Origin of the sequence: Asaccharospora irregularis DSM 2635 (assembly GCF_900129815.1) — a bacterium.
Taxonomy (GTDB): domain Bacteria; phylum Bacillota; class Clostridia; order Peptostreptococcales; family Peptostreptococcaceae; genus Asaccharospora; species Asaccharospora irregularis.
In genome coordinates this window covers 1-24,676 of sequence record NZ_FQWX01000014.1, presented here as the reverse complement: position 1 = coordinate 24,676, position 24,676 = coordinate 1, and the positions used below count along the sequence as shown (strand labels likewise).

At 32.0% G+C, this 24,676-nt stretch carries 24 protein-coding genes; all 24 read left to right on the top strand.

Translation table 11 applies throughout. From position 1 onward, the window contains the following. Window positions 1-115: 115 nt before the first annotated feature. Entirely contained in the window at window positions 116-439 is a 324-nt protein-coding gene (locus BUB34_RS07275; RefSeq protein WP_073126078.1) for a heavy metal-binding domain-containing protein, read from the top strand. 50 nt (window positions 440-489) lie between these two features. Further along, entirely contained in the window at window positions 490-621 is a 132-nt protein-coding gene (locus BUB34_RS13780) for a hypothetical protein (protein ID WP_278276709.1), read from the top strand. Between the two features lie 220 nt (window positions 622-841). Beyond that, the gene (moaA, locus tag BUB34_RS07270; RefSeq protein ID WP_073126012.1) at window positions 842-1,801 is read left to right on the top strand and encodes a GTP 3',8-cyclase MoaA; all 960 of its coding nucleotides are present in this window, start codon (window positions 842-844) and stop codon (window positions 1,799-1,801) included. Window positions 1,802-2,024: 223 nt separating this feature from the next. After that, complete coding sequence (locus BUB34_RS07265; protein WP_073126011.1) at window positions 2,025-2,639, top strand: winged helix-turn-helix transcriptional regulator; 615 nt, start codon at window positions 2,025-2,027, stop codon at window positions 2,637-2,639. Then, window positions 2,636-3,151, top strand: coding sequence for an antiterminator LoaP (loaP, locus tag BUB34_RS07260; RefSeq protein ID WP_073126009.1), 516 nt, complete (start codon window positions 2,636-2,638; stop codon window positions 3,149-3,151). The genes BUB34_RS07265 and loaP overlap by 4 nt, the downstream gene beginning before the upstream one ends. Window positions 3,152-3,293: 142 nt before the next feature. Further along, window positions 3,294-3,635, top strand: a complete 342-nt coding sequence (locus BUB34_RS12950; protein ID WP_084120278.1) for a prepilin-type N-terminal cleavage/methylation domain-containing protein — start codon at window positions 3,294-3,296, stop codon at window positions 3,633-3,635. A gap of 224 nt (window positions 3,636-3,859) precedes the next feature. Next, window positions 3,860-5,068, top strand: a complete 1,209-nt coding sequence (locus tag BUB34_RS07250) for a DegT/DnrJ/EryC1/StrS family aminotransferase (protein ID WP_200787883.1) — start codon at window positions 3,860-3,862, stop codon at window positions 5,066-5,068. Between the two features lie 25 nt (window positions 5,069-5,093). Beyond that, window positions 5,094-5,777 (top strand): sugar transferase, encoded by a 684-nt coding sequence (locus BUB34_RS07245; protein WP_073126005.1) that lies wholly within the window; start codon window positions 5,094-5,096, stop codon window positions 5,775-5,777. Between the two features lie 50 nt (window positions 5,778-5,827). Next, the gene (locus BUB34_RS07240) at window positions 5,828-7,171 is read left to right on the top strand and encodes a UDP-N-acetylglucosamine 2-epimerase (protein WP_073126003.1); all 1,344 of its coding nucleotides are present in this window, start codon (window positions 5,828-5,830) and stop codon (window positions 7,169-7,171) included. Between the two features lie 103 nt (window positions 7,172-7,274). Next, complete coding sequence (locus tag BUB34_RS07235; RefSeq protein WP_073126001.1) at window positions 7,275-7,997, top strand: cytidylyltransferase domain-containing protein; 723 nt, start codon at window positions 7,275-7,277, stop codon at window positions 7,995-7,997. Beyond that, window positions 7,975-9,072 carry a UDP-2,4-diacetamido-2,4,6-trideoxy-beta-L-altropyranose hydrolase gene (gene pseG / locus BUB34_RS07230; RefSeq protein WP_084120272.1) on the top strand — a complete coding sequence of 366 codons (1,098 nt, stop codon included), beginning with the start codon at window positions 7,975-7,977 and terminating at the stop codon, window positions 9,070-9,072. The genes BUB34_RS07235 and pseG overlap by 23 nt, the downstream gene beginning before the upstream one ends. Window position 9,073: 1 nt before the next feature. Then, entirely contained in the window at window positions 9,074-10,180 is a 1,107-nt protein-coding gene (locus BUB34_RS07225) for an N-acetylneuraminate synthase family protein (RefSeq protein WP_073125996.1), read from the top strand. Between the two features lie 31 nt (window positions 10,181-10,211). Beyond that, window positions 10,212-10,982 carry a GNAT family N-acetyltransferase gene (locus BUB34_RS07220; protein ID WP_073125994.1) on the top strand — a complete coding sequence of 257 codons (771 nt, stop codon included), beginning with the start codon at window positions 10,212-10,214 and terminating at the stop codon, window positions 10,980-10,982. Window positions 10,983-11,590: 608 nt separating this feature from the next. Then, entirely contained in the window at window positions 11,591-12,835 is a 1,245-nt protein-coding gene (locus BUB34_RS07215) for an O-antigen ligase family protein (protein WP_073125992.1), read from the top strand. 220 nt (window positions 12,836-13,055) lie between these two features. After that, window positions 13,056-14,297, top strand: a complete 1,242-nt coding sequence (locus BUB34_RS07210; RefSeq protein ID WP_073125989.1) for a glycosyltransferase — start codon at window positions 13,056-13,058, stop codon at window positions 14,295-14,297. Beyond that, window positions 14,290-15,420, top strand: coding sequence for a glycosyltransferase (locus BUB34_RS07205; protein WP_073125987.1), 1,131 nt, complete (start codon window positions 14,290-14,292; stop codon window positions 15,418-15,420). The genes BUB34_RS07210 and BUB34_RS07205 overlap by 8 nt, the downstream gene beginning before the upstream one ends. Next, window positions 15,401-16,708: a flippase gene (locus tag BUB34_RS07200; RefSeq protein WP_084120270.1), complete on the top strand. Its 1,308-nt coding sequence runs from the start codon at window positions 15,401-15,403 to the stop codon at window positions 16,706-16,708. Before BUB34_RS07205 ends, BUB34_RS07200 begins: the two co-directional genes overlap by 20 nt. Before the next feature lie 46 nt (window positions 16,709-16,754). Further along, on the top strand, window positions 16,755-17,861 hold the full coding sequence (wecB, locus tag BUB34_RS07195; RefSeq protein ID WP_073125983.1) for a non-hydrolyzing UDP-N-acetylglucosamine 2-epimerase: 1,107 nt from the start codon (window positions 16,755-16,757) through the stop codon (window positions 17,859-17,861). Then, window positions 17,849-19,114, top strand: a complete 1,266-nt coding sequence (locus BUB34_RS07190) for a protoporphyrinogen/coproporphyrinogen oxidase (RefSeq protein ID WP_073125981.1) — start codon at window positions 17,849-17,851, stop codon at window positions 19,112-19,114. Before wecB ends, BUB34_RS07190 begins: the two co-directional genes overlap by 13 nt. 28 nt (window positions 19,115-19,142) lie before the next feature. Next, window positions 19,143-20,135, top strand: coding sequence for a UDP-glucose 4-epimerase GalE (gene galE / locus BUB34_RS07185; protein WP_073125979.1), 993 nt, complete (start codon window positions 19,143-19,145; stop codon window positions 20,133-20,135). A 20-nt stretch (window positions 20,136-20,155) separates the two neighbouring features. Beyond that, window positions 20,156-20,770 carry a hypothetical protein gene (locus BUB34_RS07180; protein WP_073125978.1) on the top strand — a complete coding sequence of 205 codons (615 nt, stop codon included), beginning with the start codon at window positions 20,156-20,158 and terminating at the stop codon, window positions 20,768-20,770. Window positions 20,771-21,524: 754 nt separating this feature from the next. After that, the gene (locus tag BUB34_RS07175) at window positions 21,525-23,126 is read left to right on the top strand and encodes an ATP-dependent nuclease (protein ID WP_073125974.1); all 1,602 of its coding nucleotides are present in this window, start codon (window positions 21,525-21,527) and stop codon (window positions 23,124-23,126) included. Further along, window positions 23,123-24,199, top strand: coding sequence for a DEAD/DEAH box helicase family protein (locus BUB34_RS07170; RefSeq protein WP_073125973.1), 1,077 nt, complete (start codon window positions 23,123-23,125; stop codon window positions 24,197-24,199). The genes BUB34_RS07175 and BUB34_RS07170 overlap by 4 nt, the downstream gene beginning before the upstream one ends. 224 nt (window positions 24,200-24,423) lie before the next feature. Continuing rightward, on the top strand, window positions 24,424-24,676 hold a 253-nt coding region (locus BUB34_RS07165; RefSeq protein ID WP_073125971.1), incomplete at its 3' end, for a transposase.

Below are 24,676 nucleotides of genomic sequence, written 5' to 3'. Positions count from 1 at the left end.
ATACACCTCCATATTATATAATATTTAAACTTGTAGTAGAGGTGATTAAAAATATTTTAACATTTGTATTATGAATGATATAATAGAAGAAATACATAAGAGGGAGATGAGATTTATGTTAATATTAACTACTGATAATGTACCAGGTAAAAAAATAACAGAGGTTTATGGGTTGGTAAAAGGAAGTACAATAAGAGCAAAACATGTTGGCAAAGATATAGGAGCTAGTTTTAAACACCTTGTTGGAGGCGAACTTACAGGATATAATGAAATGTTAACAGAGGCAAGACAAATAGCGATAGGTAGAATGGCAGATGATGCAAAGTCAAAAGGTGCAAATGCAATAATAGGATTTAGATTGACTTCAGCTGCAGTTATGCAAGGTGCGGCAGAAATGCTTGCTTATGGTACGGCTGTATTTGTTGAAGATTGTGAGTAGAATATTATTAAATAGACAATTTAAAAGTTAGATTGTGTGGTGTTGTAATAGTGATACTTATTTGTATTTTTTATTTAGCTATTATTATAGGAAGTATAGTTCTTATAGTTCTTAAAATAGTTGAAAGAAATAGAGAAAAAGAGAATGAGAAAAAAGAGTTTAAAGATTATAAAGACTATTAAATTTAAAACGTATAGTAAACACTTGTCAAAAAGTTTTATTATACGTTTTTTGTTGAAAAAATTTAGATGAATATAAAAAAATACAATAATATTATATAAACAGACAAAATTATAGTATATAATATACTTGTATAAAAAATTAGTAATAATTAATATTGACTTTAAGAGAAATTATTATGCAATTATATGTATATAAAATAGACAAAGAGGGTAGCTAAATATGAAAGATGAATACGGTAGAAAGATAAACTATCTTCGAATTTCACTTACAGATAAGTGTAACCTAAGGTGTATTTACTGTATGCCACCAGATATAGAATTTGATAAAAACTATATTAATAATGATTTAAGCGTTAATGATTATAAGTTTCTTATAAAATCAATGGCAACGCTTGGTATAACAAAAATCAAATTTACTGGTGGTGAACCGTTATTACATCCTAGTTTATGCGACCTTGTGGAATTTGCAAGCAAAGAATGTAATATAAAAAACATAGGCATAACTACAAATGGTATTGGTTTAGATGAGATTGCTTATAAATTAAAAGATAGTGGTTTAACTAGTGCAAACATTAACTTAACTTCATTAAAGGAATATAAATATAAAACAGTGACCAGAGGTGGCCTATTAAAAAATGTTCTTAAATCTATAGATGTCTGCTTGAGACTAGGGATAAAGGTAAAAATAAATTGTACATTAATAGACGGATTTAATGACGATGAAATTTATGATTTCATGGAGCTTACTAAATACTCTTCTATAGATCTAAGATTCGTGGAACTTATGCCCTTGGGGGAAGCAAAAAGAATACATAATAAAGGCTATATTAATACCAAAAATTTATTGGATAATGTAGAAGGGCTTTTTAAGTTAGGAAAGCAAGAAGATAGTTCTGCATATTATTATAAATTCAAAGGGGCTAAAGGTAGAGTAGGAGTTATATCATCCATTAGTGATCCATTTTGTGAGGATTGTAATAAGATAATAATAACAAATAGAGGAACAATAAAGTTATGCCTCAATTCGGGTGATGAAGTAGATATAAAAAGATATTTAAATAAACCACTTTTATTTAGGGAAGAAATCAAAGATATAATATTAAAAAAACCTAAAAATCATAGAATAGTCAAAAATGGAGTTAGTGGTTGTGATAAGTGTATGTATGAAATCGGAGGATAGAGTTTTATACAAAAATATGAAAGAGTAGTTCTTGTATAGTATAAGTATTTAAGAACTACTCTTTTATTATTCACAAATTCAAAAAAACAGAGAAACAAGAAAAGACAAAAATATATAAAAACAGAAATATTTTACAAAAAAATGCCATAATCATTTACAATGTGAATGATTTATGATAAGATATTATCGTTCGTAGTTCGAATTTAAATAAAGGAGAAAAAATATGAATTTTTTTAGCCCTACAAAAACACTAAAAGAAATGTTGCTATTACAGCATATAGAAGAAAACCCAAACACCACACAAAAAGGGATAGCACGAGCAGTAGGTGGAGCACCTTCTACTGTAAATGAATATATGGAAGATTTAGAAGAAAGAAACTTACTAATAAGGGATTATAAATCTGCAAAAGTAGTACATTACAATATTACTCCTAAAGGTATAAAAAGAAAAAGATATCTTTCAATCACATATTTTCATGAACTCCTAGAATTGTATAGATTAGCAGAAGAAAACATTGAAAAGTTTTTAGTAGGATTAGAAGATAAAGGATACGAAAATATCTTAATATACGGAGCCGGAGAAGTTGCACAGACAATACTAGGGATATTAAAATATAGAACAGATAAATCTTTAAAAGTAGTAGCCTTAATAGATGATGATAAGGATAGACAAAATACAGAAATGCTAGGATATAAGATAATATCTAGAGAAGAAATAAAAGACTATAAACACGATGGAATTGTCATAACAAGCTATACTTTTGAAGACGAAATAAGAAAAAAACTAGAAGAAATAGATTATCCGGGGGATAAGATAGAGAGGTTCTTTACAGAATGAAAATAGAATCAACTCCTTGGTATGCACTATTTGTGATAACAGGGCAAGAAGAAAAGACTAAGGTGGCAATAGAAGCTACATTTAAAGATATAAAAGCAATAGTTCCAACGAGAGAACTGAGAGAAAGAAAATCAGGGAAATGGGAAATTGTGAAGAGAAAACTTTTTCCAGGATATGTTCTCTTAAAAGGAGAAATATCGGTAGAAGACTATTACAAAATGAAAACGTTACCCTTAGCAACAAACTTTTTAAAAGATGAAGATGGTTTGCTAGAAATAGACAAAAGAGAATTAAGAGCTTTAAATATACTTTTACGAGAAGATGAAAATGTAGGGATATCAATAGCTTATAAGATAGATGAAAAAATAAAGATAATACAAGGTCCACTAGCAGGCTTTGAAGCAAATATAGAAAGTATAGATGCAAGAAAAGGACGAGCTAAGGTAAAAATGGACTTTTTAGGAGAAACAAGGATAGTTCAACTAGGAATAGACTTTATAGACAAAATCTAATGTAAATATTTGGTGTTTCGGCCCAAGTAGGAGCAAAGGAGGTTATAGCTAAGACTGTAGCATGATAGTTTAAGTCATGTGAATGGGCGAAGCTATGCCTTGAGGTAGGAAATTGGATTGAAGCAAACTATAAGGGATTAATATGAAAAATAATAAAGGTTTTACTTTGGTTGAACTCATAGTAGTTATAGGGATATTAGCTATATTAATAATTATTGCTGTTCCCCGTTTTAATGCTTATATAGGAAAGGTCAGGGGACAGGTTTGTGATACAAATTGTAGAGAATTAGAAAGGATGTACTATGCATATTTGATAACTGAAGGTTTAAATCATAGTGATCAAATATTTGAGGGATATATAATACAGTATGGTAAAGATATATGTCCAGAAAATAGAGATATTAGCTATAATAATGGACAAGTTAGATGTAGTGTGCATACTAATAAAGATGAACATGATGAAGGGGAAGTGCCTTATTTGTAAGTTTGATTGGATGGTTAGAGCGACGTGAGTATGGTGAAAGGATAAAGAGGCTGTAAGGTAGTAATATCAAGGGTTTCAACAGAAAACCAAAAATGTACATTTAAAAGATAGCAGCATTTAACCAATTTACATAAACCAGGAAATTAAGGTGCTGTAAACATAAGTACCTATACATTATATAGATGAAAAACACAAAAGAAACTATTTAAGAGAGGGCGAATAAGATGACTGAATTGAGAAGCATTCCATTTTCACCACCAGATATTTCAGATGAAGAGATCAATGAAGTAGTTGATACTTTAAAGTCTGGTTGGATTACAACAGGGCCTAAAACAAAATTATTCGAAAAGCAAATTGCTGAGTATTGCAATACATCAAAAGCAGTTGCTCTCAATTCAGCAACAGCTGCAATGGAGATGACTTTAAGACTTCTTGGTATTGGACCAGGTGATGAAGTCATTACTTGTGCTTATACTTATTCTGCTTCTGCAAGTGTAATCACTCATGTAGGAGCAAAGGTTGTTCTTGTCGATTCAGGAAAGGACTCTTTCCATATTGATTATGATGGGATTGCTGATGCCATTACAGAAAAGACAAAAGCCATCATTCCAGTTGATATTGCTGGCGTGATGTGTGACTATGATAGAATTTTTGAAGCTGTAGAAAGTAAGAAGCAACTATTCAATCCTTCTAATGACCTACAAAAGGCATTTGGTAGAGTTGCTGTTATTGCTGACGCAGCTCACTCAATAGGGGCTACTTATAAAGGAAAGATGAGTGGCGAAGTTGCTGACTTCACATCTTTCTCTTTTCATGCTGTAAAGAATTTAACTACAGCTGAAGGTGGTATGGTTACTTGGAGAGATATTGATGGCTTTGATAATGAAGAGATTTATAAACAGTATATGCTTCTTTCCCTTCATGGCCAATCAAAGGATGCCCTTACTAAGACTAAACTCGGTGCTTGGGAGTATGACATCGTAGCTCCAAACTATAAATGCAACATGACTGATATCATGGCATCGCTTGGACTTGCTCAGTTCAAAAGATATCCAGAGATTCTTGGTAGAAGAAAAGAAATCATTGAAAAGTATGATGCTTTATTGAGCCAACTAGAAGTAACATCTATGAAGCACTATGATGAGACCTATCAATCTTGTGGTCATCTATACTTGTTAAGACTTAATGGGGAAGATGAAGCTTTTAGAAACGATGTTATTACGAAGATGGCTGAGAAAGGTGTATCAAGTAATGTGCATTACAAGCCGCTTCCAATGCATTCAGCATATAAGAACTTAGGGTTTAAAATGGAAGATTATCCGAATGCATTTGATATGTATAAAAATGAGATTACATTGCCACTTCATACTTTGTTGACAGATGAAGATATTGAGTATGTGGTGGAGAGTTTGAGAGATATATATAAAGACTGATATTACTTTTGAAGGAAGTGAAATGATGAATATAAGTACATTAAAAGATGATTTAATTGAATTAAATGATTTTGGAATACTATCACACAATCAAAGAGTTCAATTAATAGTAAAAAGGTTAATTGAACTTATTATATCGTGTATATGCTTGCTATTTTTAGTTCCCTTTTTTATTTTAATTTCTATCAGCATAAAAATTGACTCTAAAGGACCGATTATGTTTACACAGATTAGAAGAGGTAAAAATGGTGTAGACTTTAAAACTTATAAATTTAGGACTATGCATGTTGATTCATCAGTTGGGAACTTAAAGTCACCCGAAAAAGGAGACAGAAGAGTAACGAGAGTTGGATGGATATTGAGAAAAACTAGCTTAGATGAAACCCCTCAACTAATTAATGTATTACTTGGCGATATGAGCATAGTAGGACCTAGAGCTGTTCCAAGTAAAGAAATTGATTTGAGATTAGAGAAGTTAAATAATGAATATCCAGAAAATGAGTTGATTCACCAGCAATATATGAAAATAAGAGAATTGGTTAGACCAGGAATAACCGGGATGGCGCAAGCATATGGAAGAAGTAGTTTGAACACTTTACAGGCTACTAGATACGATGCGTATTATGTGCAAAATTTCTCTTTATTATTGGACATTAAAGTGATACTAAAAACAATTCATACTGTCTTGTTTCAAAAAGGAGTAAATTAGTCAGACATCAGAATATCAATCGTTAAACTGAATTTATGGAGGAACATGAAATGAAAAAGTGTCTTTTTGTTAGTTATGGTGGTGGTCATGTTAATACAATAATTCCAATTATAAAGGAGTTATATAAGTTTGATGATATCGAGGTAGTTTCAATCGGGATTAATTTAGCTGCTGAAACCTTGAGAAAGAATAGAATTCCATGTAAAACCTTATCATCATATATGTCAAAAGAAGTATTGCAAGTTGGTGCTCCTTTAGCAGAACAATTTCATAACTTCGATTCAAATGTCAGCTTTGCAGATTCAATTGCATATTATGGATTTTCAATGAGGGATCTAATAAATGAAAAAGGAAATGAAGTTGCAAGAAAAGTTTTCGAGGTTTACGATAGGAGATTATTTCTTCCAATAAATGCAATGAAAGAAATACTACAAAAAGAAAAACCTGATGTAGTAGTTGCTACTACAATGCATAGGTTTGAAGCTGCTTCACTTATCGCTGCATGTGAATTAGGAATTCCTAGTTTAAGAGTGGAAGATTTATTGGGAAATATCAACAAACCATTTCCTGATAAAATTCATGTAGATACTGCTGATGAAAGAGATCAATATATTGCAAAAGGATTCAAAAAGGAGAGTATCATTCTTAAGTCTCAAATCGATGATCCTGATATTCAAGAGGTGGCTAATGAAGTTTATGAAAAATACTGCAAGCTACAACCAACAAAGTTTGCGGTTTTGTGTAAGTACACAAAAAACAATATAGCAAATAGAGGAATTAATCCAGATTCAGTTATTGTAACAGGACAACCTGCTTTTGATAAATTATTGGAATTTAAGAACTTGAATAAAATGGAAATGTGTAAAAAATTAGGCATTGACTCGAGTAAAACAATAGTTTCTCTTATGTCACAACCTATTGATAGCAGAGAAAATGTTTTAAAAGCATTAATACACGCTATGAAAGAGCATGAAAATAAACAATTAATTATAAAGTTACACCCAAATGAAGATGGAAAAATTCAACAAGTAATGCTTGACGAAATGGGTTATAAAGCAATCATAGTAAAAGATATTGAGGCTCCTAAAATTATTGAGCTTTCAGATTTGGTGATTACTGTTTCATCTACTACAGGACTCGAAGCTGTAGTTATGGATAAGCCGTTAATATCAATAAACTTGACAGGTGAACCCGATTTTATACCTTATAATGATATGGGTATCGGTTTAGGAGTTTATGATAAAGAAGAGTTATCTAAAACAATTAGTTTAATATTTGAAGACTCAGAAGTAGTTGAAAAGTTAAAAGAAGCAAGGCAAGAATTTGCCACTGATGGAAAAGCCGCATCGCGAGTAGCAGAGCTTATTATTGAGATGCTAAGAGTTGAAAAATAAAAACTTGGATCATAAGTAGGACTTTCTAGAAAAATCGAATGCAATTATTAGAAAACTATCTATGAAAAATATTATATGGAGTTACTTTTGTGAGGTGAAATTATTGAAGATTATTGCAGTCATTCAAGCGAGAATGGGTTCGACTAGGTTGCCGGGAAAAGTCTTAAAAAGATTAAGTGATAAGACGGTAATTGAGCACATAGTAGAAAGATTAAAAAAATGTAATGATTTAGACGAAGTTATTGTTGCAACATCCTTATCTGCAGAGAATAAAGAATTAATAAATCTATTGTCTAAAAATAATATTAAAATGTTTCTTGGAAGTGAAGAAGATGTTTTGGATCGGTTTGTTAATACTGGGCAATATTATGATGCTGATATTTTAGTTAGAGTAACTGGAGACAATCCGTTAACATGTCCGGTTTGTATTGACAAGATGATAGAATCTCATTTAAGTAAGAAAGCACATTATACAACTATGAATAATTTGCCTCTAGGGGTTGGCAGCGAAATTGTTAATATGGGTACTTTAATCGGTATTAAAAAGAGAAAATTGGAATGTTATCATAAAGAGCATGTTACCTTGTATATTAGAGAAAATAATATGGAATTTGATACTAACCTGATTGAAGCTCCAATAGGATATAATAGTCCAGAATTAAGGTTGACAGTTGATACTATTGAAGATTTTGAATTAATTCAAAACATATACCGGGTATTGTACAGAAACAATGAAATAATTAACATTCCAGAAGTTATAGAGTATCTTAAAGACAATCATGAAATTCTAAATATAAACAGAAATGTTAAGCAAAAGGGGAGATAATCCCGTGAAAAAAAAACTTGCGTTTAGGTTTGATGGAAACAATTTAATGGGAATGGGTCATGTGTTTAGGTGTCTTAATCTAATTCGTGAATTAGAGATTAGTGATATTCAAGTTATTGTGATTACAAAAGAATACAATGATACTGTGTGCATTTTAGAAAAAGAAAAATTGAACTTCTACAAAATTGATAATAATTTATCTGTTAATGAAGAAGCAGTTCTTGTGACTAAAATATGCAAAATGAATTCTATAGATGTCTTAGTTATTGACAAATTAAACTCTGAGTATCATTATATGAAGAAATTGAAAGATAAAATTGGGACAATTATTGCACTTGATGACATCGGAGAAGGCTCAGTCTATGTAGATGTGCTTATTAATGCAATTCTTCCAACGAAGAATACGGTAAATCAATCAAAGTTATATAGTGGAAATGACTTCATTATATTAAATAAATCTTTTAGAGACTATATTAGGAGAAACAAAAAAATAAACAATAGAATACAAAGTGTATTGTTATCTTTCGGTGGAAGCGATCCAAAGAATGTAACTATGAGAGTTATCAATGAACTAAAAGACATAGAGGACATTTTTATAAATATTGTTGTAGGACCCGCTTACAAGAATAGTGAAAAGCTTAAAGATGTTACCAGCAGATTACTCAATTGCAAGTTAATATTCAATGCAAGCAATATGGCTGAGCTACTATTTAATAGTGACCTGTGTTTTATTTCAGGTGGAGTAACATTATATGAAGCAGCTACACTAGGAACTCCGGCTGTTGTTATTTCTCAAGTAGAACATCAGTTGAAAACTGCAGAAAGATTTGAAGACTCAGATGTAGCAATAAACATAGGAATCATTGATGATTTAAAAGAGGGGCAGATTAGAGATGTCTTTAACCAAATGAATAATGATGTTTCACTTAGACAAAGGTTATGTGCTAATGGGAGAAGATACGTTGATGGCATGGGCTTAGAAAGAGTTAAGGATATAATTATTGACGTATTAAACAATCAATATAATAAGATTTCTAAAGAAAATAAAAATTACCTGTTTGAGAAAGGGGATTAAGATGAATAAAATGTTGATCGGTGGTAAAAAAGTAGATAAAGATTCACCAGTGCTTATTATTGCTGAAGCAGGGATTAATCATGACGGTGATTATAATCAGGCATTGAAGCTCATAGATGTAGCTTCAGAGGCAGGTGCAGATGTTGTCAAATTTCAACTCTTCAAAGCTGATAAAATGTATACAAAAAATGCGGGGAAATATATTACAGCCAGTGGTAAAAACGAAGAAATAGTTGAATTGTTAAAAAGTGTAGAATTGCCTTTTGAGTGGATACCAAAATTAATTGATTATTGCAAACTCAAAAATATTGGTTTTTTATGTACGGTTTGTGATGAATATTCAGGAGATGTTTTAACGGATTATCATGTTGATTCGTTCAAGATGGCCTCTTATGCTATAACACATATCCCATTATTAAAGTATGTAGCAAAAAAACAGAAAACGATGGTTTTTTCAACCGCAGGGGCAAATTTATCTGATATTGAGGAAGCAATTAGAACAATTAAAAATGAGGGGAATGAAAAAATTGCATTATTACACTGTGTAGCTAAATATCCAGCGCCATTAGAGACATGTAATATGAACGTATTGGATACTTTTAAGTTTGCTTTCCCAGACTTAATAATTGGTTATTCAGATCATACTGAAGATCCTATAAAAGCTCCAGTTACTGCAGTTTATAAAGGAGCAAAGATAATAGAAAAGCATTTTACGATAGATAAAAATTTACCTGGAGCTGATCATAGTTTTGCCGTTGACCCTATTGGGTTAAGAGAAATGGTAAGAGCAATTAGAGATACAGAAATTAAAATAAAAAACAAAGAAGAAGTAGAAATTGACCCATTGATTTTTGGAACATCTGAAAAGAAAATGCAAGAATGTGAAAGAAGTTTAAGAAGATATGCATACAGGACAGTATTTGCAATTAAAGATATCGCACCAAACGAACTTATTACAACACTGAATACTGCAATATTAAGACCAGGTGAATCAGAATTAGGAATCGAGCCAAAGTTCTATGAAATGTTAATCCAGAATAAAGTAAAAGCTAATAAATTGATTGAAGAAGGTTCTCCAGTCAAATGGGACGATATCTTAAATGTTTAAATCATTTAATTTTAATAGGGAGAATTGAGACATGCGTACTAATGGCGACTTTCAAGGTAATGCAGAAAGGCCTTATGAATGGCATACTTTAGAGTGGGACACAAATTATTTTGGAGTATCTGCTGGAAAAGTTATTCTAAACATTGGCTTAACAGAAATGCAAATGTGTGAAGTTATTAAAGAATCTTGTAAATATGATTTTATTACAATAATTAATAGAAACAATCGATCGGAAAACAATAGATTAATCAACATAAAAACACCAGCTTTTCTAACGGATGTAAATATCCAGTTTTCGAAAAGTGTAACGGAATGCTTTGAGATTGCGCTTGAAACACGTTTAGAATCAAATAAAGCTGAGGATCAATGTATATTAGAAATTGCAAAAAATACTTTTGGACATTCGAGATTTTTTAATGATGTTTATTTAGATTTAAATAAGTCTAAAAATATATACCTTAATTGGACTAGGAACGCTTTTAAAGAACCAGATAAATATTTCATAACGGTATATAAAGATAATACCTTAGCAGGCTATTTGCTTTTTTCTTTAAGAGCTAGCTTAAGTGAAGCTGTGATAGAGTTAATAGCTGTTGACAAAGTGTTTAGAGGACAGCATGTTGGACAAGCTTTAATCAATAAATTAGAGAGTTATTTACTTGAGCAGAATATTGAAAGAATTAGAGTAGGGACACAGGTAGATAATTTAAGTGCTATAAATTTTTATTTATCAAAAGGGTTCAAATGTATTGAACGGTATTCAATATACCATTATTGGCCTAAAATCAATTTACCACTTTAAGTTATGTAAGTCTGAACTTCAGAACTAATTAACTTCAAGAATCCAAAAGGTGTCATTTAAGTTTAAAAATGTAAGTTTTTCAACGAGAACAATAAGAATCAACATAAGTTCTAATATTACTGATTAATTGATTCGTTTCATATTGAATTTACTGTTATATTCTAAACATCTAATACTCTTAGAATATTTATCATCGTAACAATTATATGGATTTAAAATAACATTTTCCAATGGCCTTATGATAGAAATAGCTTGGAGTTATTGCGCCAGTATGATTCTATAATTCAGTTGGTTCTATAAAAGTTACTTACAGATTTTTAAGGTCATTAGCTGATCTACCTAACCATTATAAGATCGCCTTGATAGAAGAGTGATCAAATTCAAAGATATAAGATATTAAAGTATAAGTTTTTTGAAAATATGCCTAGATTGTGTCATTTATTAATCTAAAGTATGGTATTAGATTAAACTGATTGCTATATCTACATAGTATCTGTTTGCTCACTGTACGAAGAAAAAAACTAAATTAGGTGCCAATCCTACTTTTTGTTTTTTGCACGCTTCGAGGCTTGTACTAACTATAATAGTGCTGAGAAAGGGGGGATACTATGTATTTTCTATGGATTATTTTAGTTCAATTAGATCCTAATATTTATTTTGCTAACTCTATTTCACGAATAGGGATGATCGTCATATCATTATTTCTTCTCACGAAGAAAAAACTTGTAATGCGCTATTCAAAAGGGATGGTATTACTATTAGCCACCAATTTGATTGTGCTTTTGTCATATTTATTTAATGGAGGAGATTTGAAATTAATAATCATAAATTTCGAATTACTACTTGTTTATTATAGTTTTTATAATTTCATATATAACAGCAGTGATTTTGAAAAAAAGTCTCGCCAAGTTCTAAATTGTATTATGTATGTGGGTTTGTTTTTAGGGATTGTCTCTATTTTGGAATATAATAACACTTTTAATATTTTAGGGTTGCTTAATTTATTTAGAACAGAAGCTGGATTTATATTTGTTGAAAATGATTCGGTAAGACCTTCATCTACATTTAATAATCCTATTTTTTTTGCATCTTACTTGGTGGTAACATTTATAATTGCAAGTGGAAAAATTCTAAATAAATTCGAAACAAGTAAAAACAAAATAATAAGCGGAATTACATTGACAGTTTGCGTTCTGGCATTAATTATTTCCAAGACAGAAGGAGCAGTAATCTCTTTGATAATTGCCTGCATTATTATATTACTTACTAAGTATAAAATTAAACTATCTTTCTTGTTACGTGCAAGCATCTCGTTTCTGCTAGTATTTATATCGTTTATTATTTTAGGGGTAAAAAATGGCTATTTTACGTATCAAGATTTAACTACGATCTTCTCTAATAGGATTTATACATGGGTAACTTCATTAAGAGTAATCATAGATAATTTTATTTTGGGAGTCGGTCCGGGAAGATACAACGACTTGTTTCACATGTATTCTGGAGACTTACAGCAGTATTATTATTTTAGGTATTTTGATCCACATAGTGATTATATATCAGTAATTGTTTCAAGTGGAGTCATCGGTTTAATATTCTTTTGGAAGTTCCATTGGTATTTTATGAAAATCGCAATAGATGCTTTTAAAAATTTACGCTTTAGAGGGGATCTTGTCTTTTTTTCGTGTTCAATGATTGTTATATACTTTTCGGTTCATCGTTTGGTAGATAGCTTATCAACTTATAGACTATTGTCCATTATTTATATATGTCTATCAGTTTTCGAAGCATACAGTAAAAGGAGATTACTAGTTGAAGGCAAAGAAGCAATTAATAGGTGTGAACGTGAAACGTGATTTAGTTGATCTGTTAATAAGAATTTTAGTTTGATTCTATATTGTTTGCTTTGAAATTTGGGAGTTTAAATTAGTGAAGAGACTTTTATAGCTGCAATACACCCTAAGAAATTATAAAGGCTTAATAGATTTTTGGCCGGAAACTTAATACAGTTATTAATACTGGAAGTATTAAGTTTAGTGACTTATAAATAATAAAAATTGAAAAGTTGGTGAAAGAATGAAAAGAATAGTCCATATCGTGAATGGTACAATAACAGGTTATGATGGTTATGCGCAAAGAGTTAAAAGGCAATTAGAACTATGGTCCTGCTACGATGAATTTAATGTACATATAGAGAATTTCACTAGTTGGAAGAAACTTATGCCAGCAAAACTAAAAAAAGTAATGCGTGATACAATGCAGTATTTCAGCGATAAAAAATTTACTATTAATTTTAATATAGGATTGCCTGTAGTCCTTTTTTTTGCAAATCCTGATATGTATTTTAAATACTGTGCCAACACAATTATTAGAAAGAATAAAAATAAAAGAATGGATGTTTTATATGCGGAAAACTTATTGTGCGGTTATATCGCATACCACGTTAATAAAAAGCAAAATACTCCTTACATCATCGATTATCATGGAGTTGCACCGGAAGAATTCAGAGAATCGGGAACATCATTTGGTCGAGTTAATTATTCTTATTATAAAAAAATTGAGAAAATAACATTAGAAAATGCTAAATTTATAGTTTGTGTTTCTAATTCTTTTAAAAGTTACATTTGTAATAATTTCGATGTAGCTAGCGAAAATGTGGTAGTTATTCCCTCGTGTATACATCAGGAAAAGATTGAATTTGATAATGATTTAAGAAAAGAAAAAAGAAAGATTCTTAAATTAGAAGATAAAAAGGTTATTATTTATGCTGGTGGTATTGGACTATGGCATTGTACGGATGAAATAGCTCATCTGTTTAAAAGAATAATTGACTATGATGAAAACTTTTATTTGATATTTTTAACCCATAATCATAATAAAGAGACCGTGATTAATATCATGAATAAGCACAATGTTAATGTAAGAAATTATATGGTTGATGCTGTTAGACATGATCAAGTTTACTCCTATTATATGGCTGCAGACATCGGCATTATTTTAAGAGATGAATCACTAATTAATAGAATCTCATCACCTACAAAAATTCCAGAATATTTATCATCAGGGTTGACTTTATTGACTACGGACACTATTGGTGATGTGAGTTCTATTCCTACAAATAAGATTGTTTTAAATTATAATAATATAAAAGATGGAACAATAAATGCAAGTATTATTTGTAATATGCTAGAAAAACTAAAAGATCGTGAAGCGAACTTTCAAAAATCTAAATTGTATTTGAAAGAGAACTTTGTGTGGGGAAATATGTGGTATAAATATCAGACTATTTTTGAGACAAAGGAGACTAAATATGAGTAAAGAAATAAAAATATTACAAATAGTTTCGAATATCAAAAAAAATGGACCAGCTTTCGTTGCATTGGATCTTGCAGTAGGGTTAAAACAAAATAATGTAGACTCAGTTGTAGCATCAAGTGGTGGAATATTGATAGAAGAATTAAATTCTGAAGGAATTCCTCACGTATATATACCTATTAGTAGGAAGAGTGATAACAAAATTACAAAATACTTCAAGTATGTGTTTGATTTTTTTGACAGTTTACAAATTTTGATTAAGTCAATTAAAAAATACGATATAAATGTATTACATGCACACCAGCCTATACCAATAATATTTGGGAGGATTTTATCATTCGTTTTTAAAATTCCATTAGTTATTACCGCTCACAACATCTTTTCTACAGATAATATTATCAATAAAGTTTACACAATGGGCAATAAGATAGTTGCAGTAAGTGAAGAGGTACGACAAAATCTAATTGTAAATTTCAGTGTCAGAAAAGAAAAAGTTATTACAATTCATAATGGAATTGATATAAAACGAGTTAAAGTAATTGCATCAAGTAAATGTAGAGAGGAATTTGGAATTAAGGATGATGAAGTGTTAATAGGCATTATTGCTGGATTAAGAAAGCAGAAGGCGTTAGATGTTTTTTTGAATGCGTTGAAAATTCTGACACAAAAAGTCGATAATCTTAAAGTTCTAATTGTTGGTGATGGCGAGCTAAGAAACGAACTAGAGACATTATGCAAGAGTTTGGAATTATCTGAAGTGGTAAGTTTTACAGGCTTTAGAAATGATGTTTTAAACATAATGAATGAGTTGGATATATTTTGTTTATCTTCAGATTATGAAGGCTTACCTATCTCGTTACTAGAAGCAATGGTTAATAATATTCCAGTGGTAGTGACTGCTGTTGGAGGAATTCCAGAGCTAATTACATCGGGTTATAATGGGATTTTAGTACCTTCCCAGGATCCAATATCTTTAGCAGATGAATTGTATAAAGTAATCTCAAAAGTGGACATACGACAACAACTTAAAGAAAATGCTTACAATACTATAATAAGTGAATTTAATAATATTGAAATGGCAAAAAAACACTTAAGAGTTTATAAAGATGTACTGGCTGATGAGTAAAATTATGCCCAATAAATCAACCATTATAAAGGCTATTAAATCAAAAGTAATCATTAATGGGATGTGGTTATATTTACTGCAATTTTTCAATACAATTGTACCGTTTTTTACTTTACCTTACGTAACTAGGGTGTTAGGAAGCGACAGATTTGGAATATTTTCTTTCGCACTCAATATAACTGGTTATATTATAGTCCTAGTTGAGTATGGCTTTAATCTAACAGCTGTAAGAAAAGTATCTCTATCTAAAGATCGGGATGAGTTATCTAAAATCTATAGTATCGTTACGGTATGTAAAGTTCTTTTGATGCTATTTACAATTGGAATTATAATTGTTTATACAATAGTATTCAAAATACAAGCAGATTTGAAATATTCCATCTTAATTCTATATTGTATGGTTATTGGTCTGGCATTACAACAGACTTGGCTTTTTCAAGGCATGCAAGAAATGAAATTTATTACAGTTATAAATGTGTTCTCACGATTATTCTCGGTTATTTTGGTTTTTGCGTTCGTTAATAATAGAGAACACTTAAATTTGTACTCATTCTTGTACTCATTCACATTCTTATTGAATGGGATTATGTCAATGATAATTGTACGACTAAAGTTTCATTTAAAGTTTGTAAGATTTAGCTTGAATGATATAAAAAGTGAATTTTCTGAAGGATGGAAGCTATTCACTACAAATGCGATGGCTAAGATATTTAGTGGATTTGGTGTTACAATTTTAGGAATTATGGGAACATCTAATTCAGATGTAGGAATCTATTCTGCAATACTTAAAATCCCCACATTGGTATTATTGTTATTCTCGCCCATAAGTCAAGCGCTATTTCCATATATATCTAAATTTTACGACGTATCATTTAGCACAGGTGTAAAAAGAGTAAAAAAAGTAATGTCTGTAATAATGCCTCTAATAATTTTGTTTTCATTGGTAATCATTATTGCTTCACAGCAGTTAATCTATTTACTTTACGGATCCGAGTATTCAGGATTCAATAGTTTATTGTATCCTTTAATCATATGGGCTGTGTTTAGCATTCTGAATAATTTTCTAGGGATTCAAATACTAGTTGCTAGTGGAAAACAGAAGAAATATAGTAGTGCATTTTATGTAGGTGTAGCTGCACTTGTATTGTTTAGTAGTTTTGGAGGGTATTTTTTTGGTATGTATGGTATTGCGTATGCTGCTATGTTTGCTGAAGTTGTTTTAACCTTAAACTTATTAAAGAAGTTAAAATGCGAAACAAAGCATACTATAGAGAATATAAGCGATTAATTGTTTTGCTATATTATGTTCATCTTACAAGAGGAGTTATGAATCAATGAGAAAAGTAATGGTGGTATTCGGTACCAGGCCAGAAGCAATAAAAATGTGTCCATTGGTTAAAGAATTGAAGACAAGAGAAAGCCTAAATACAATTGTTTGTGTGACCGGACAGCATAGAGAAATGCTGGATCAAGTACTAACAGCTTTTGATGTAGTACCTGACTATGATCTTTCTATTATGAAAGCGAAGCAAACGCTGTTTGATGTTACAATAAATATTCTTGAAAAAATGAAGTCAGTTCTGGCAGAGGTTAAACCTGATGTAGTTTTGGTCCATGGGGACACTTCTACAACATTTGTAACAGCGTTGGCTTGCTTTTATCTTCAGATTCCAGTAGGGCATGTAGAAGCAGGTTTGAGAACTTATAATATCTATTCTCCGTATCCAGAGGAGTTTAACAGACAAGCAGTGGGCATAATTTCAAATTATAACTTTGCTCCGACGGAGATGTCAAAAGAAAACCTTTTAAAGGAAGGTAAAAATCCTGAAACTATTTATGTGACCGGTAATACTGCAATTGATGCACTTAAGACAACGGTTCGAGATGATTATACACACGAATATCTAGATTGGGCCTTAGATAGTAGACTTATCATGATTACTGCTCATAGAAGAGAGAACCTTGGTGAACCAATGAGAAATATGTTTAAGGCGATCAAACGTATTATTCATGATAATTCTGATATAAAAGCAATCTATCCAATTCACATGAACCCAATAGTAAGAGACGCTGCCCAAGAGATTCTTGGTGATACCGATAGAATTAAGATAATTGAACCGCTTGAAGTTTTAGACTTCCATAACTTCTTATTTAGATCTCATTTGATTTTAACTGATAGTGGAGGTATTCAAGAAGAAGCACCAAGTTTAGGAAAGCCGGTTCTTGTTATGAGAGATACAACAGAGAGACCAGAAGGTATTGCAGCTGGGACACTTAAACTTGTAGGTACTGATGAAGATATCATATATAATACGCTTAAGCAGTTGTTAGAAGACCAAAGTGAATATGAAAAAATGAGTAAAGCAAGCAATCCATATGGAGACGGATATGCTAGTAAGAGAATAGCAGATATATTGGAGGGAGAAAAATGCCAAAAGTAAAGTATTTAGTTGTAGGTGCAGGAGTATCTGGACTTGGATTTGCAAATTTTATTGATAGTGAGGATTATCTAATTCTCGAAAAGGAATCCGCTGCAGGTGGATATTGTAGAACAATTTACAATGGGGAATATGTATGGGATTATGCTGGACATTTCTTTCACTTTGCTAATCAGGAGCTTAAGAATTTTTTCAATAGTAAAATTGATCCGGAAGATCTGATTAATAAGGAAAAGAACACAAAGATATTTTATAAGGGTGAGTATATTGATTATCCATTCCAGAAAAACATACATCAGTTAAGCAAAGACGAATTTATTGATTGCCTTTACGATTTATTTAACAAGGAAGAAAAAAATGAATATGTAGGATTTGAAGATATGCTGTATGGAAAGTTCGGAAAGAGTATTACTGAAAAATTTCTTAAACCATACAATGAAAAATTATATGCTTGTGACTTAAACAGCCTGGACTCAAATGCGATGGGGAGATTTTTCCCCTATGCTAACATAAAAGAAATTATCGACAATATGAAGTTAGAAGAGGACAACTCTTATAATAAGGAATTTTTATATCCAAAAAAAGGTGCAGTAACATACATTAATGCACTCTTAAAAGAGCTTAATACGAATAGTATTATATATGATCAAGAAGTAATTGATATTGATGTGAAGAATAAAGTTGTTACAACTACGACTGATAAGTTTGAATACGAGTATTTAATCAATTCTGCTCCATTTGATCACTTGATAAAATACATTGACTCAAAGGAGTATGAGAGAACAAAAGAAAAGCTAACGTATAATAAAGTGTTGGTTTTCAACCTGGGATTCGATAAAAAATCGTCTATCGAAGATATGCATTGGGTTTATGTACCAGATAAAGATATTAATTTTTATCGATTTGGTTTTTATGATAATATTCTTGATTCAGATAAACTGAGTATGTATATAGAAATTGGCTACGAGTCTGATGCAGAACTAAACATAGAAAATCAGCTAGAACTAACGCTTAAGAATCTCAAAGAAATTGGTGTAATTAATGATCATAAATTGTTAGCATATTCAAGTATTATAATGAATCCGGCGTATGTGCATATATCTAATGAAGGAAACAGTCTAAAAAATAATAAGAAAAAAGATTTACAGGACCATAATATCTATACTATAGGAAGGTATGGCGATTGGAAGTATTGTTCTATAGAAGACTCAATGATTGATGCTATGAATTTAGCAAAAGAATTAAATGAGGTGTGATTTTAAGGGAGCGAGGTGACCACAACCAATGAACATATTAGTAACCGGAGGCCTAGGTTTTATCGGCAGCCATACGACAATAGAACTTATAAAGAATAACCATACTGTAATCATCACTGATAATCTTATCAACTCAAAGATTGAAGTTCTGGACAAGCTATCTACCATAACCGGTATCAAACCAACTTTCTATCAAATCGATGTGACGGATGAAGCAAAGGTAGAAGAAATCTTCAATAATCATAAACTTGATGGTGTGATTCACTTCGCTGGTCTTAAAGCGGTAGGAGAGTCTGTCACCAAGCCACTTGAGTATTATTATAATAATCTTGTTTCTATTATGGTGCTTAGCAAGATGTGTGTGAAGTATGGTGTAAATAAGTTCGTCTTCAGCTCATCAGCAACTGTTTACGGTGACCAGCCATCTCCACTTAAGGAAGATATGGAATTGAAGAAGACAACTAATCCTTACGGCGAAACCAAGGCTATGAGTGAGAGAATCTTGACAGATACAGCTAAGGCTAATGAAGGGTTTGCTGTTAGTCTATTAAGATACTTCAATCCAGTAGGTGCTCATGAGAGTGGATTGATTGGTGAGGATCCTAACGGAATTCCAAACAATCTCATGCCTTTTGTGACGAAGGTCGCTAAAGGACAATTAGAGAAGTTAAGTGTATTTGGAAATGACTATGATACAATAGATGGGACAGGCGTTCGTGATTATATCCATGTGGTTGATCTTGCCAAAGGTCATGTAAAGGCAATTGAGAACCTTAAAGATGGAGTTAATATCTATAATCTGGGAACTGGACAAGGTACATCAGTATTGGAACTTGTAAATGCTTTTATGAAGATCAATGATATAAAAGTTCCGCATGAAATAGTAGGAAGACGTCCGGGCGATATTGCGACCTGCTTCGCTGATGCTAGCAAAGCTGAGAAGGAACTAGGCTGGAAGGCTGAGCTTGGGACTGACGCAATGGTCAGAGATGCTTGGAGATTTGAAGAAAATAACAAGTAAATCATTTTGGGAGGTGAATCATGGGAAGCAATTCTATGAATAAAGATGTAGTTATTGAAGCGGCTATCCAAGCAATTCCATATGTAGGCGCTCCTCTTGCCACACTATATTATGGAAATAAACAAGAGAAGCGTTTCAGAAGACTAGAGAAATTTTACGAAGAATTGAAGGAAGAAATATCAAAATCTCAAAATAACTATAAAGACATTTCACAACACAACCCAGATGAGCTATCAGCTATATTGGAAGAGTTAAATGAAAAAGTTGAATCTGAACACTTAGAATTAAAGCGTCGTCTTTATAAGAATTATTTCAAAAAAACTATGATTCAGCCGGTAAATGGGAATTTTGATGAGAGAAAATTACTTTTAGATATTCTGAGTACTTTAACACCGTTACAAATAGAAATCATTGCTTTTTTAGCAAAACAAGCGTCTCCTGTTCAAGGTAGTTCAATATCTAAACCTGGTATTGAGCAATCTGTAATTAGTGGATCTATAGCTCAATTAAAGAATTTTGGTCTTATTGATGGGGCACTAAATAGCATAGTTTTTGGGGGTGCGGGTAATTCAATAAATGAAAATATTGTCCTTAGTAATTTTGGGAAAAAGTTTAATACGTTTTGCCTTTCTTAAGAGGTACAACTTAAAAATATGTTGTGATACAAGGAATTCTATATATAAATCTTATAACTTTTTCGAAAAACTTTCTCCAGATAGGAACGCTGTAAATCAAGCAGTTTCATTAAGGCTGGGTAGTTATTCTGAATGAGTCCCACCAATCTCCTGACACCCAAAACTCCCCAAGAAACTATTCATCCACATAAGTAAATTTTGGGAATCTTATATGTGGCGTTAGAAGTAATAAGGGTTACATCAACTAAAGCTTAGATTTGAGAGGTGCCGGACACGGACAAATGGACAAATGAGATTTGAGAGGTACCGGGCACGGACAAGTGGACAAGTTGATTAGGGTGATGGAGAGATGAGCAGCTATACAGAATAAACAGATAGGCAAATAGGCTGGAATCAAGATCGATAGTGACGAGGATATTCGAGATGGGGTCATTTTAGCTCAATCTGGCTGATATGCATGATTAGTTTTATATCAGGATAAGCAGTGATGGTGAACATCCCAGATAGGCAGTGATGGAAACTTTTCAGATTAGCAGTGAAAGAGAACGGACAACAGAACAACATTGACATAACAGAATAAATCAGACAAAACACATCAAAGAGAACGGGCATGAAGAGAGTAAGTTAGATAGCTTTGCCCGTTTTATTTATAAATGAAGGTGTCAGAATATTGTATTAATGGGTGAGTTTAGAGAGGCAGATAAACAAGATTTACTGATTTAAATTGAGCAATTGCGATACAAGGGGGTACAGAATGATTACAAGAATCCATATTCAAAATTACCGAACATTTAAAAATTTGAATATAGAACCGCAGGATGGCCTTAACATTATCGTTGGGAATAACGAGGCCGGTAAGTCAACACTATTAGAGGCAATTACTTTAGTTTTAAATGGTAGACTTAATGGGCGGTGGATTGGCGAAGAGCTTAACCCATATTGGTTCAATATTGATATTGTTAATGACTACTTTAGTGCCGTAAGTAGAGGAGATAGTGTTGCTCCCCCAACTATACTAATTGAAATATACTTCGGTAAAAATGATGAACCACAGAGACTAAGAGGCAAGAATAATTATTTTCACGAAGATTGTCCAGGTATACAATTATGCATTGAGTTAGATCCAGAATATAGAGACTATTTGAAAAGATATCTTGAAAGTGACCACCCACCTGTATTACCTACAGAATATTATCAGATTACTTGGAAAGGGTTCGATGGAACCCCCTTAAATAGACGGCCAATTGAACTGAGAACTTCAATTATCGATGGACGTACTATAAGATCAACAAGAGGTATTGATGTTCAGACACGCCAAATGCTGTCTGATTATATTGATGAAAATGAAAGTGTTGATTTATCGGTAGCTTATCGGCAAGCACGGCATAAGCTAACAGAAGATATATTGAGTAAAGTGAATACTCGCATAAAGGCAGATACTCAAACAATTCACAACCGTAATTTAGGCCTCCAAATGGATCAATCTTCTTCATCTAGTTGGGAATATAATATAGTTCCACATATTGACACGGTGCCTTTCTCTATGGCAGGTCAGGGACAACAAGTACTTATGAAGATTGCGTTAGCATTGAAATCTTCTGAAGAAAAAAGTAATTTTATTATTATTGAAGAGCCAGAGAATCATTTGTCCCATACATCTTTAACCAAGATTGTTAAACTTATTGAGACTTTATCTTGTGGTAGGCAGACCTTTATTGCCACACACAGCTCTTATGTGCTAAATCGATTAGGGCTAGATCGTCTAATATTGCTGCACGATGGAGATGAAGCAAAGTTTGAAGATCTTTCAACAGATACAATAGATTATTTCAAAAAACAATCGGGGTATGATACTTTACGTTTAGTGTTAGCAAGGAAACTTGTGATCGTTGAAGGTCCATCTGATGAAATGCTTTTTAACCGTGCGTATTATGATAGCACTGGTAATTATCCTATTGATGATGAAATAGATGTTATTACACAAGGAACAAGAAACCGCAGAGCGCTTGAACTTTGTCATGTCTTAAATCGATCTGTAGCGGTTCTGCGAGATGTAGATCAACAGTCTCCAGAATACTGGAAAGGAAAAGCCATCGATTATTTAGAAGACGGAAAACGAGAAATGTTTATTGGTTATAGAGAGCAAGGGGAAACATTAGAACCACAGATTTTCTATGCCAATCAAATTAGGGAAATTGAGCTCAAAGAAATTGTTGGCTGTCCTGAAGACAAAAACCTGTGTGAATACATGACGACAAATAAAACCGAGTCTGCTTGGCGTATTGCAAGTAGTGACAAAAGCATCGACTACCCCCAATATTTCATCGATGCTATTAAATTTATTCGCAAGTTATGAATAGGATAATTCTAGCGCCTGCAGGTGGTCGTAAAACACAATCAATCATCGAACTGTGTCGTGAGGGGGAAGATGCAAGAAAGAGATTAATTGTTACGTTTACCACCACTGGTCAAAAGGTAATTGAAGAAAGATTGTGGCTAAACAAATGTTCAAGTTCAAATATTGAGGTGTTAGGATGGTATGCTTTTTTATTAAAACATTTCATCCATCCATATGTTAATGATTTATATCCCGGACAGATTGTTAAAGGACTTCATTTCATTGAAGGAAAAGACCCTGCTCAACGCGCAAAAGGAGTCAAAAGGTATTTTGATAGAGCTGGTAAGGTTTATAATACAAGAATAGGAAAACTAGCATTTGATATCTCTAAAGCAAGCAATGATGCCTGTATTGAAAGACTTGAAGGGATATATGATGAGATTTACTTTGATGAAGTACAGGATCTTGGTGGTAATGATTTAGAGATATTAGAACTGCTATTTATGTCAAAAATCAAGATTACTGCAGTAGGGGATGTCAGACAATCAGTGTTAAAAACTAGTAGGTCAGATCGAAAAAATAACAAGTATGATGGACTTGAGAAGATCTTGTGGTTTAGAAAGATGGAATCTAGGAAACTTTGTATGATTGAAGAAATTAAGACTACGTGGAGATGTAATCAAGAGATCATTGATTTTGCCGACTCAATTCTTCCTGAATATTTGGATTTTCCACCAACAGAGTCAAAGCAATTAGATATAACAGGGCATGATGGAATATTTGTTGTGAGTTGGGAGAATTTGAAGTTTTATTTAGATTGTTTTACACCTGAATGTTATCGACATAATGTTAATAGCAAAATTTTGAATGAAACAAAGGCTATCAATTTTGGTTTCTGTAAAGGAAGAACCGTACCAAGAGTTTTAATATACCCAACTGGTCCAATGAAAAAATCTCTCAAAGACTCCAAAGAAAAGTTAGCAGACAAAGCTGCTTCATTGTTTTACGTTGCAGTTACTAGAGCGATGTATTCAGTAGCAATCGTTGTAGAAAAGCCAGAAGAATATGATATTATCGAATGGAGACCGTAGTTAAATTAGCCATGACGTAATTATTATTCCTAGTATTGATTCTTAGAGGGTGATGTATATGAACTATTTAGATGTAATTATATCAATTGACCATATCATAAAGACACACAACAATCTGAATGACAATAACTGTATTCTAGTTAATGGTGATGTTAGTATAAGTATATAGACACAATTAATCGAACTAATTATAATATAGGTAGATTAGAAAGGACGTGTCTAAAATGGCAAGATATACAGATGAATTTAGAAATACAATTATAGAATTATATAAATCAGGAAAATCATTAGCAGTATTACATAGCGAGTATGGCATACCAAAATCAACAATATCAACATGGATAAAAGATAATTCTCCAGTGTCTTCAAACTCAGAAGATGAAATGACATTGAAGGAATTAAGAGCTCTTAAAAGAGAGTTATCTCAAATTAAGGAAGAGAACGAAATTTTAAAAAAGGCTATGGCCATACTTGCAA

Bases quoted from the DNA above. Each gene is read 5' to 3' on its own strand.
- BUB34_RS07275 (WP_073126078.1), top strand. From the start codon at position 116: ATGTTAATATTAACTACTGATAATGTACCAGGTAAAAAAATAACAGAG.
- moaA (WP_073126012.1), top strand. From the start codon at position 842: ATGAAAGATGAATACGGTAGAAAGATAAACTATCTTCGAATTTCACTT.
- BUB34_RS07265 (WP_073126011.1), top strand. From the start codon at position 2,025: ATGAATTTTTTTAGCCCTACAAAAACACTAAAAGAAATGTTGCTATTA.
- loaP (WP_073126009.1), top strand. From the start codon at position 2,636: ATGAAAATAGAATCAACTCCTTGGTATGCACTATTTGTGATAACAGGG.
- BUB34_RS12950 (WP_084120278.1), top strand. From the start codon at position 3,294: ATGAAAAATAATAAAGGTTTTACTTTGGTTGAACTCATAGTAGTTATA.
- BUB34_RS07250 (WP_200787883.1), top strand. From the start codon at position 3,860: ATGACTGAATTGAGAAGCATTCCATTTTCACCACCAGATATTTCAGAT.
- BUB34_RS07245 (WP_073126005.1), top strand. From the start codon at position 5,094: ATGAATATAAGTACATTAAAAGATGATTTAATTGAATTAAATGATTTT.
- BUB34_RS07240 (WP_073126003.1), top strand. From the start codon at position 5,828: ATGAAAAAGTGTCTTTTTGTTAGTTATGGTGGTGGTCATGTTAATACA.
- pseG (WP_084120272.1), top strand. From the start codon at position 7,975: ATGTTAAGCAAAAGGGGAGATAATCCCGTGAAAAAAAAACTTGCGTTT.
- BUB34_RS07225 (WP_073125996.1), top strand. From the start codon at position 9,074: ATGAATAAAATGTTGATCGGTGGTAAAAAAGTAGATAAAGATTCACCA.
- BUB34_RS07220 (WP_073125994.1), top strand. From the start codon at position 10,212: ATGCGTACTAATGGCGACTTTCAAGGTAATGCAGAAAGGCCTTATGAA.
- BUB34_RS07215 (WP_073125992.1), top strand. From the start codon at position 11,591: ATGTATTTTCTATGGATTATTTTAGTTCAATTAGATCCTAATATTTAT.
- BUB34_RS07210 (WP_073125989.1), top strand. From the start codon at position 13,056: ATGAAAAGAATAGTCCATATCGTGAATGGTACAATAACAGGTTATGAT.
- BUB34_RS07205 (WP_073125987.1), top strand. From the start codon at position 14,290: ATGAGTAAAGAAATAAAAATATTACAAATAGTTTCGAATATCAAAAAA.
- BUB34_RS07200 (WP_084120270.1), top strand. From the start codon at position 15,401: ATGTACTGGCTGATGAGTAAAATTATGCCCAATAAATCAACCATTATA.
- wecB (WP_073125983.1), top strand. From the start codon at position 16,755: ATGAGAAAAGTAATGGTGGTATTCGGTACCAGGCCAGAAGCAATAAAA.
- BUB34_RS07190 (WP_073125981.1), top strand. From the start codon at position 17,849: ATGCCAAAAGTAAAGTATTTAGTTGTAGGTGCAGGAGTATCTGGACTT.
- galE (WP_073125979.1), top strand. From the start codon at position 19,143: ATGAACATATTAGTAACCGGAGGCCTAGGTTTTATCGGCAGCCATACG.
- BUB34_RS07180 (WP_073125978.1), top strand. From the start codon at position 20,156: ATGGGAAGCAATTCTATGAATAAAGATGTAGTTATTGAAGCGGCTATC.
- BUB34_RS07175 (WP_073125974.1), top strand. From the start codon at position 21,525: ATGATTACAAGAATCCATATTCAAAATTACCGAACATTTAAAAATTTG.
- BUB34_RS07170 (WP_073125973.1), top strand. From the start codon at position 23,123: ATGAATAGGATAATTCTAGCGCCTGCAGGTGGTCGTAAAACACAATCA.